This is a genomic window from Brasilonema octagenarum UFV-OR1, from assembly GCF_963888615.1.
GTDB lineage: Bacteria > Cyanobacteriota > Cyanobacteriia > Cyanobacteriales > Nostocaceae > Brasilonema > Brasilonema sennae.
Map to the genome: position 1 here is coordinate 1 of NZ_CAWPKW010000148.1, position 8,521 is coordinate 8,521.

At 41.1% G+C, this 8,521-nt stretch carries 9 protein-coding genes; 7 read left to right on the plus strand and 2 right to left on the minus strand.

Annotated features, from left to right (window positions below; translation table 11 throughout):
* The first annotated feature begins 257 nt into the window (after positions 1–257).
* Positions 258–719, plus strand: a complete 462-nt coding sequence (locus AC5590_RS10130) for a PPC domain-containing protein (protein WP_169268593.1) — start codon at positions 258–260, stop codon at positions 717–719.
* A gap of 53 nt (positions 720–772) precedes the next feature.
* Here the strand turns inward: AC5590_RS10130 and cobS are convergent, their stop codons facing one another.
* Positions 773–1,561: an adenosylcobinamide-GDP ribazoletransferase gene (cobS, locus tag AC5590_RS10135; protein ID WP_169268594.1), complete on the minus strand. Its 789-nt coding sequence runs from the start codon at positions 1,559–1,561 to the stop codon at positions 773–775.
* Between the two features lie 658 nt (positions 1,562–2,219).
* Here cobS and AC5590_RS10140 point away from each other — a divergent pair.
* The 5 genes from AC5590_RS10140 (at position 2,220) to psbM (ending at position 5,039) form a co-directional block, all read left to right on the plus strand.
* Positions 2,220–2,672, plus strand: coding sequence for a hypothetical protein (locus AC5590_RS10140; RefSeq protein ID WP_169268595.1), 453 nt, complete (start codon positions 2,220–2,222; stop codon positions 2,670–2,672).
* A gap of 121 nt (positions 2,673–2,793) precedes the next feature.
* Positions 2,794–3,948, plus strand: a complete 1,155-nt coding sequence (gene tgt, locus AC5590_RS10145) for a tRNA guanosine(34) transglycosylase Tgt (protein WP_169268596.1) — start codon at positions 2,794–2,796, stop codon at positions 3,946–3,948.
* A 60-nt stretch (positions 3,949–4,008) separates the two neighbouring features.
* On the plus strand, positions 4,009–4,146 hold the full coding sequence (locus AC5590_RS10150; protein ID WP_048868254.1) for a photosystem II reaction center protein K: 138 nt from the start codon (positions 4,009–4,011) through the stop codon (positions 4,144–4,146).
* Positions 4,147–4,542: 396 nt separating this feature from the next.
* On the plus strand, positions 4,543–4,839 hold the full coding sequence (locus AC5590_RS10155) for a 2Fe-2S iron-sulfur cluster-binding protein (protein WP_169268597.1): 297 nt from the start codon (positions 4,543–4,545) through the stop codon (positions 4,837–4,839).
* Positions 4,840–4,934: 95 nt separating this feature from the next.
* Positions 4,935–5,039, plus strand: coding sequence for a photosystem II reaction center protein PsbM (gene psbM, locus AC5590_RS10160; protein WP_169268598.1), 105 nt, complete (start codon positions 4,935–4,937; stop codon positions 5,037–5,039).
* A 97-nt stretch (positions 5,040–5,136) separates the two neighbouring features.
* Here psbM and AC5590_RS10165 read toward each other — a convergent pair whose 3' ends face one another.
* The gene (locus tag AC5590_RS10165; RefSeq protein ID WP_169268600.1) at positions 5,137–5,988 is read right to left on the minus strand and encodes a universal stress protein; all 852 of its coding nucleotides are present in this window, start codon (positions 5,986–5,988) and stop codon (positions 5,137–5,139) included.
* A 664-nt stretch (positions 5,989–6,652) separates the two neighbouring features.
* Between AC5590_RS10165 and AC5590_RS10170 the strand changes: the two genes are divergently transcribed.
* A partial coding sequence (locus tag AC5590_RS10170; protein ID WP_169268599.1) for an nSTAND1 domain-containing NTPase occupies positions 6,653–8,521 on the plus strand: 1,869 nt, incomplete at its 3' end.

Below are 8,521 nucleotides of genomic sequence, written 5' to 3' on the forward strand. Positions count from 1 at the left end.
GTCCCTTTGGGACTCAGGGCTCAGGAGATAGCTTCGCCGAACGTCCGAACGGGAACAGGAAAGAAGCAATAAAGGTGTACTGAGTTTTTTAAGCACAAAGTGCAGGCACTTTCACAAAAATCAAATAAGAATTCTATAGAAATTAATTTGATTGAATCTTGAATTATTTTTCCACTTTTTTTTACTCAATAGGCAAACTCTGCCTAAGAAAACTATAATTAACCAGATGATTCTGTTTTTGTGGGAATAATCTTTGGATGAGAAATAAGAGTCTGGCTGTGGGATTGAAACAAGTTACAATCATTCCTGCCACGTTACTAGCGATTGTAATAAATACAACAGCAGCTTTTGCTCAAGCTAATAAGTTTTATAATCCGATTTCTATACCTGTTGGTAATCAAATTAACGACACACTCTCTGACAAAGACATTCCCACTGGTCAAGGCGGATTTGCCCGTGATTACATGGTGAAGTTGAATAAGGGCGATAATTTAGTAATTGATTTGGCGTCTGAGAGTTTTGACTGTATGGTTACACTGCTATCATCCAATGGAACAACAGTAGCAGAAAATGATGATGGTCCTGATGGTACCAGCAATTCCCTACTTTTTACCCGGATCGTGGAAACAGATAATTATGTGATTCGCGTACGCTCTTTTGGAGAAACTGGAATTGGACTTTTTAGACTTAAGGTGACACGACTACAGCCAGCGAAATGAAATTATGAATTCCAAATTATTGCAAATTATGAATGACAAAACTTTTTGATAATTTACAATTCATGCTTTTCCAAAATAGTTAGTACACAAAGAAATAAAGCTTCAGTCCACTCAACAACCGCGCCGTAAGTATCTCCTGTATGTCCACTTAATTTATGGTTAAACCAGGCACCAGTGAGAGTGGCGATCGCACTTCCAGCAAGTACCGTTGCCAAAACGAAAAACAAACGTTGTTTATCGAAGACTATTTGTAAACCACTTAAACCTATCATCAATAACAGTCCCGGTAACAAATCCCTATAGGAACAAATAGCTTGTTTGTGAAAGGCACCTTTACCAGTTGGTTTGAGGTAAGGATAACGCAAAATTGCCAGTTGTTGACCCCAGCGTCCCCACCCACAAGCAGCCATCAAAGTTAACCAACGGTTTTTACTTAAATCTGTTAACGCGGCTGTTTTCATTAATATCAAGGCAATTGCTGCCATAGCCCCAAAGGCACCTGTAGCACTATCTGCCATCACCTCTAGTCGCCGCTTTGGATCACCCACTGCTAAACCATCCGCAGTATCCATTGCTCCATCTAAGTGTAGTCCACCAGTCATAAAAATCCAAAGACATACCACCAAAACGCTGCGAGTCAGTATCGGCACACCCAAAAAATTCATGCCAGTGTCTAATACCCCTAAAATTCCGCCAATGATTAACCCTACTTGCGGTGCGAGTCGCGACACCCTCGTGAAGTTTAACTCATTTACATATGGGAGAGAAATGCTAGTATAGAATATAACAGAAGCGTAAAGCTCTAACAGTAGTTGTTTCCACCACTGGTACTTGTTAATCATGTTTATCACATTAATGAACAGTTTTTGTACTTTATTCCTAAAACATTACACTGTTAATTTAGGTACATATATGGAGATAAATGTTTAAAGGTTTAGATAAGATTTACACTTTATACAAAGTCATCGGAAAAATTTTGTTATTCTTGTCTTAGTGTTAAGGTTTCATTTAATATTTTTAACAGTTTTCTGTCATGGCTTAAGCACTAACAATTGTAGGACTTACGCACGAGTTACGAAACAACAAGATTGTGAGATTGCGCACTCCTCCTCGCAATAACACAACTACGTTATTTTTGCGTAAATCCTGAGTTGAACTCACTTGCAGTTTAGTACTGCTGATAATTAGAAATTCGTTATTACAGCTTTTTAGTTATTCGCTCTACAGATCCCATATTTGATTAAAATGTAGAGGGTAAAGAAGCTGTTGCCTTAAGCGAAACGATTTTAGATTTTAGATTTGAAATTTTAGATTGGGGGCCCTTTCGGTACAAGCCTCGTCCTTCGGTGGACGGAATCAATTCTTCAATCCCAAATCCCAAATTCTTCAAGCTCCTCACCTTTAGGGTGGAGTCAATCCAAAATCCAAAATCCAAAATCCAAAATTGGTTGGCTGCTTGACTGCGTTACATCTCACCTGCGCTCTTGAAGTTGTTTGATTATGACTCATCATCTACCTAATGCGAAGATACCAGCTCCGTGCATTATCAACACAGGCGTTGTTGTGAAGAAACTTGATATGCGACGATTGCTGTCGGATTTAGGTCGTGTCCGCTACATCTACACTTACCAAGGTCAGTTGCAGAGTGAGGGTGAGGGAGATGTTATGGAAGTGTTTGCCAATCCACAACGCTCTACCCTAATCGCAAATCATGCTCTTTACTTGAATATTTCCAGTTTTGATTACTTGGAACTCAAACAGTCAAAAGAAAAAGAAACTTACTTTGACTTAGTACAAGAGGGGGTGTGTCTGCGACTGATTCCCCTCTCGACACCCGCTCAAGAACGCCAACAGCGTTCCTTGAATATCAACGATCTAGAGGTGATGATGGAGCAGGTGCTATCAGCTAGATGGGATGCGGAATTTGATGACGATAACTCCGATTTGCTGTGAGGCTTCCTCAGTTATCGTTTCTGTTTTTGCTCAAAGGTTTCACAGCTAGTTAAATTAGGATAACCAGTGAGCTAAAAAGCTGACGCTGAGTGCTGAGCGTTTGATAAAGGTTAATTCTATCTTGAGTGCAAAATTTTCTTTTCAACATCTTGCCAGCTGTAGCCAAACCAAAGCTAGAGCCGGGGTTTTTTTTACTCCTCATGGTCCGTTGGAAACTCCACGATTTATGCCAGTGGGGACTTTGGCAAATGTCAAAACTTTAACTCCAGCCCAACTCCAGGATACAGGAGCACAAATGATATTGTGCAATACTTATCATTTGCACCTCCAACCAGGTGAAGCAATTGTGGCTGGAGGTGGAGGACTGCACAAATTTATGGGCTGGAATGGTCCAATTCTGACTGATTCCGGTGGGTTTCAGGTTTTCAGCTTGAGCGAAATGCGAAAAATCAGTGAAGAAGGTGTCACGTTTCGCTCACCCCATGATGGTCAAATTATTAACTTAACACCAGAACGCTCGATTGAGATTCAGAATATTCTGGGAGCAGATGTGATCATGGCGTTTGATGAGTGTCCGCCCTACCCAGCCAGTCGGGAAGATGTGGAAGCAGCGACGCAACGAACTTACCGTTGGCTAGAACGTTGTGTTGTGGCGCATCAACGTAGTGATCAAGCATTGTTTGGTATTGTACAGGGAGGAGTGTATCTTGATTTGCGCTGTGATGCGGCTATTGCTTTAACAAAGTTAGATTTGCCGGGATATGCTATTGGTGGCGTGAGTGTCGGCGAACCGCCTGAACTGATTGCAAAAATTGTCCAAGCAACAGCGCCACTGCTACCACCAGAAAAACCGCGTTACTTGATGGGTGTCGGGACTTATCGGGAGATAGCGATCGCGATCGCCTCAGGTGTAGATTTATTTGACTGCGTGATTCCCACTCGCTGGGCGAGACATGGTACAGCGATGGTGCAAGGCGATCGCTGGAATTTAAAGAATGCAAGGTTTCGTGAAGATTTTACGCCTTTAGATGAAACATGCCCTTGCTACACGTGTCAAAACTTCAGCCGTGCGTATTTGTCTCATTTGGTGCGATCGCAAGAAATTTTGGCTTACACCTTGTTAAGTATTCACAACATCACTGAACTCATTCGCTTTACCCAAAGAATACGCAAGGCAATATTAGAAGACCGATTTCTTACAGAATTTGCCCAATGGCTGACTCCAGAAAGTGGCGAGTGTTCAGTAGATAAAGACTCAGGACTAATAGAGGACTAAACCGTGTTAAGATACTTGTCAATTCTGAAAGCTGTGTTGGATAGGTGGATTTAAAAAATTATGGAAGCAGCATTGTTGTTAGCAAAATTGCCTGAAGCTTACCAAATCTTCGACCCTCTGGTAGATGTTCTACCACTCATTCCTTTGTTCTTCTTGTTGCTGGCTTTCGTTTGGCAAGCAGCGGTTGGTTTTAGATAAAATTGGTGGGCGCAATTATCGCGTTTTCGCCATTATAAAAATATGAGATATCAAGTGGGGTGGGCATTGCCTACCCCACTTTTACAGCAGTTTTGAATCGGGTAGAACAGAGGTTCTGACATCTTGCACCAGAGTCAAAAACCGGGTTTCTTGAGAATGACACCACTTAAAAAGCTTAACTTTTCGTTGATAAACCCGGTTTTTTAGGTCTTGTTGAGAATGCTTTGTGCATTTAGCACGTGTTTGTAGTTTATGCAAATCAAAAGAAATAAGTCTTACAGAAAGTGACATTTATTAATATTACGTAATAATATAAAACAAGAGATAATACATCATTCTTAAAGCTAGTCAAAACTTAGCTTCGCACTCAGGCTTACAGTAAAAGAGGTATCAGGCATGGGTAATATCACATTCGTCAAAGAAAATAAAGAAGTCGTAGCGGCAAATGGTGCGAATCTACGGCTCAAAGCCATGCAAAACAACGTAGATATATATAAAGTCTTTGGCAAGATGATGAATTGTGGAGGCAACGGTCAATGTGGCTGCTGCGTTGTCGAAGTCGTCGAAGGAATGGAAAATCTTTCACCCCGTACAGATACGGAAAATCGATTATTGAAGAAAAAGCCTGAAAACTGTCGTCTTGCTTGCCAAACCTTAGTTAATGGTCCAGTTAGTGTGGTAACAAAGCCTTAAGGGTGAATAATTAGCAGGTAAGAAATAACTCCTTGAACCTGAGATAATGATATCCTTAAATTGTCTAGTGGATATCATTGAGAGGCATTCTTTCCATGCAAGTTAATGACCTGGGGTTCGTGGCGAGCATTTTGTTCGTTTTAGTCCCCGCTGTTTTTTTACTCATTCTTTACATCCAAACTGCTAGCCGCGAAGGCTGATTAACAGGAAAAAAGATAGTTAAGACCTATTTTGTCAATCACACGAAAACCCCCACACTTGCCTGTGTAGGGGTTTTGTTTATCAACCGCAGTAACTTTAATCTACCGTCCGCGCTAATAATACAGGACAGGTAGCATTAACTCGAACATAGTCAGATAAAGAAGATCCCAAAAGTCGGTCTATATCGACCAAATTCTTGGCAATTGAAGGACGCCGATCTGGAGAACCGAGCAATAATAAATCTATCTTGCGTTCATCTGCCAAGCGACAAATTTCTTCACCTGGTTTACCACTGCTGATAAAACAACGAGCTGGCACGCCATATTTTTTAGCTTCTGCATAAGCTGCAGCTAAAATAGGATTTTTTTCTGGACTAATTTCAGTGATTTGAGATTCTTTGCCGCGTAAATCTGTGCTAACATTAGCCAGAATTAACTCTCCTCCCTTAATATCTCGTAGCAAGAATAAAGCCAAACTCAAGCAACGTTTTGCAACATCAGAGTTATCCATTGCCACCATAACGCGCTTGACTGTTTTGACATAAATGTCATCTTTCACCAGCAACATGGGGCGAGAAGATAATTGAAAAACGTACTGACTGACTGAGTTTGATAAAATCGATTGCAACCGCTTGAGTCCGCGTGAACCCATAATAATCAAGTTAGCGTCGATTTCGTCCGCGACCTCGCAAACAACACGTTTAGGATCACCTTGCCGTAAAATCGAAGAAACTTTGCTGGGATCTAAGTTCAAATACTGGATTGCATTAGCCAGAATTTTGCCACCCTCTTCCCACTTTGTTGTCATAGCTTCAGCAGAAGATAGGTGGGGAACAACATGCAAAACTGTAACTTTTGACCGTTGAATTGAGGGGACGTCTGCCAAAGTTTTGAGCATTTTTTCTGCATGACCCAATCCAGAGACAGCTAGCAAAATTTTTTCTATCATCATGGCGTCTTGTTGTTCAGGTTGCTTTGGGAATTAGCCATTGGTCATTAATCAATAGTCAATAGTACAAGTCCTGAAAGAATGACAATTGACAATGACATTTAAGTTTATTTACGCCTAGTTACCTAAAGTTCCAACTAGGCTTCATTAATTTCAGCTTACTCTTAATTCTGACTGATGAGCTTAACGAATAATTATTAAATTTATTAGTTTTAATCTATGTTTACTATTTTTCATTAATGAATTAGTTAAGTATTGCAAAGAAGTGATAATTTTTGATAAAAAATTAAGTTTGCTATAGGATTTTTCTTTGATTTTTGCTCAACTAAGTACAATTTATGTTAACCAGTTATCAGTTATCAGTTATCAAGCAATTGATAACTGATAACTGTTCACTGTTCCCTGTTCCCTGTTCCCTCTAGTCGCAATGACTGGTGCATAAGTTGATTTCAGTTTCATCTATAAGAATTATGTATAAATGTTTTTCATATAAGTAAGTAGTGTAGGGTGGGCACTGCTAATCAAATCCTGCCCACTATATTCGGGTTTTAGTGGCAGTGCCCACCTACGTGTGTTTCAAAAATCAAATAGGATTCCTATATGTATAAGTGTTTTTCATATAGCACCTTTGGATTATGATCGTATAAAAATTGACCCTTGTTCTATGAACTCTCCCCAACCTGATGATGATAACAACCGTTATGTCAAAACAATTTTGATTTTGGCAGCCAATCCGGCAGGAACTTCTAGGTTGCAATTGGATAAAGAAATACGGGAAATTGATGAAGGGTTGAAACGAGGGAATAAACGTGAGCAGTTCAAGTTAGAGCAAAAGTGGGCAGTACGTCAGCGTGATTTTTACCGAGCGATTTTAGATTACCAACCCCAGATTGTTCACTTTAGTGGGCATGGTGCAGGAGTTGATGGCATTGTCTTAGAAAATGAAGCAGACGAACCAGCGTTTCTCAACGCAGATGCGCTCTCCAGTATGTTTGAGTTATTTGCTACAAAGGGAGTTGAGTGCGTACTTCTCAATGCTTGTTATAGCGAAGTGCAAGCAAAAGCCATCAGCCAGCACGTCAACTATGTGATTGGCATGAACCGAACGATTGGGGATAAAGCAGCGATCGCATTTTCTGTAGCATTTTACGATGCTTTAGCCGCAGGACAACAGATGGAGTTTGCTTATAAATTAGGTCGCTCGGTTTTAATGAATTATTTAGAGCAGCAAACTCCGGTTTTATTGAAAAAAGACCCGATTGCTGTTACTCAGCCATTATTTGACGTTATTCCTCCCAATCCATATGTTGGATTAGCTGCATTTACAGAAAATGATGCAGCATTCTTTTTTGGACGCGAAACGTTTGTCAATGGTTTGGTTGAAGCCGTCAACCAACAGCCCTTGGTAGGAGTAATTGGTCCTAGTGGTAGTGGGAAATCTTCTGTTGTGTATGCGGGGTTGTTTCCCCAACTGCGGATTTCTGGCAACTGGCTGATTGAATCATTTCGTCCTGGGGATAAACCATTTTATCAGTTAGCTTCTGTCTTAGTGCGTTTATTAGAACCAGAAACTGGGGAAACTGCACAACTGCGGGAAGCTATCGGATTAGCAGCAGATATGGAACTTGGAAGAATCACTTTACCTACGGTGATATCCCGGCTTAATGAACGTGATAGTAGTAAACGCTTGTTGCTGTTTGCAGATCAGTTTGAGGAACTTTACACTCTTTGCCAGAATAAAGAGGTGATTGAGCGTTTCGTTGATGCACTGTTGGCAGCGATTCATCTGGACAACTTTACACTCGTTTTCAGTTTAAGGGCTGATTTTTCTGGCTTTATGCTTGGGTATCGTCCTTTTCGTGATGCATTGCAGCAGTTTTCACCTCAGTTCTTAAGCTCAATGAATCGTGAGGAACTGCTTAGAGCAATTGAGCAGCCAGCCCAGAAAATGGTAGTCCAATTAGAAGGACAATTAACACAACGAATTTTAGATGATGTTGGAAATGAGCCTGGGAACCTGCCATTGTTGGAATTTGCGCTCACCCGACTTTGGTCATTGCAGCAAAAGCGCAAGTTAACTCATCAAGCTTATGATGAGATTGGGGGTGTGAAAAAAGCTTTGGCTAATCACGCCGAGGAAGTTTATAAACGACTCGACGAAACACAGCAAAAAATTGTACCACGAATTTTTGTGCAATTAGTGCGCCCAGGAGAAGGAACAGAGGACACTCGTCGCATCGCTACCCGTGCAGAAGTTGGAGATGAAAACTGGGGATTAGTAAGTTATTTAGCAGGATACCCAGCCCGTTTGGTTGTCACCGGACGTGATGAAAAATCCGGGGAAGATACAGTAGAAGTTGTCCATGAAGCCCTAATCCGCGAATGGCTGACTCTGCGAGAGTGGATGAACGCTAACCGTCAGTTTCGCCTTTGGCAAGAACGATTGAAAGTGGCAGTGCTTGAGTGGAAGAATAGTAACTATGACTCTGGGGCATTGTTGCGGGGTGTGCCATTGGGTGTAGCTCAAGAATGG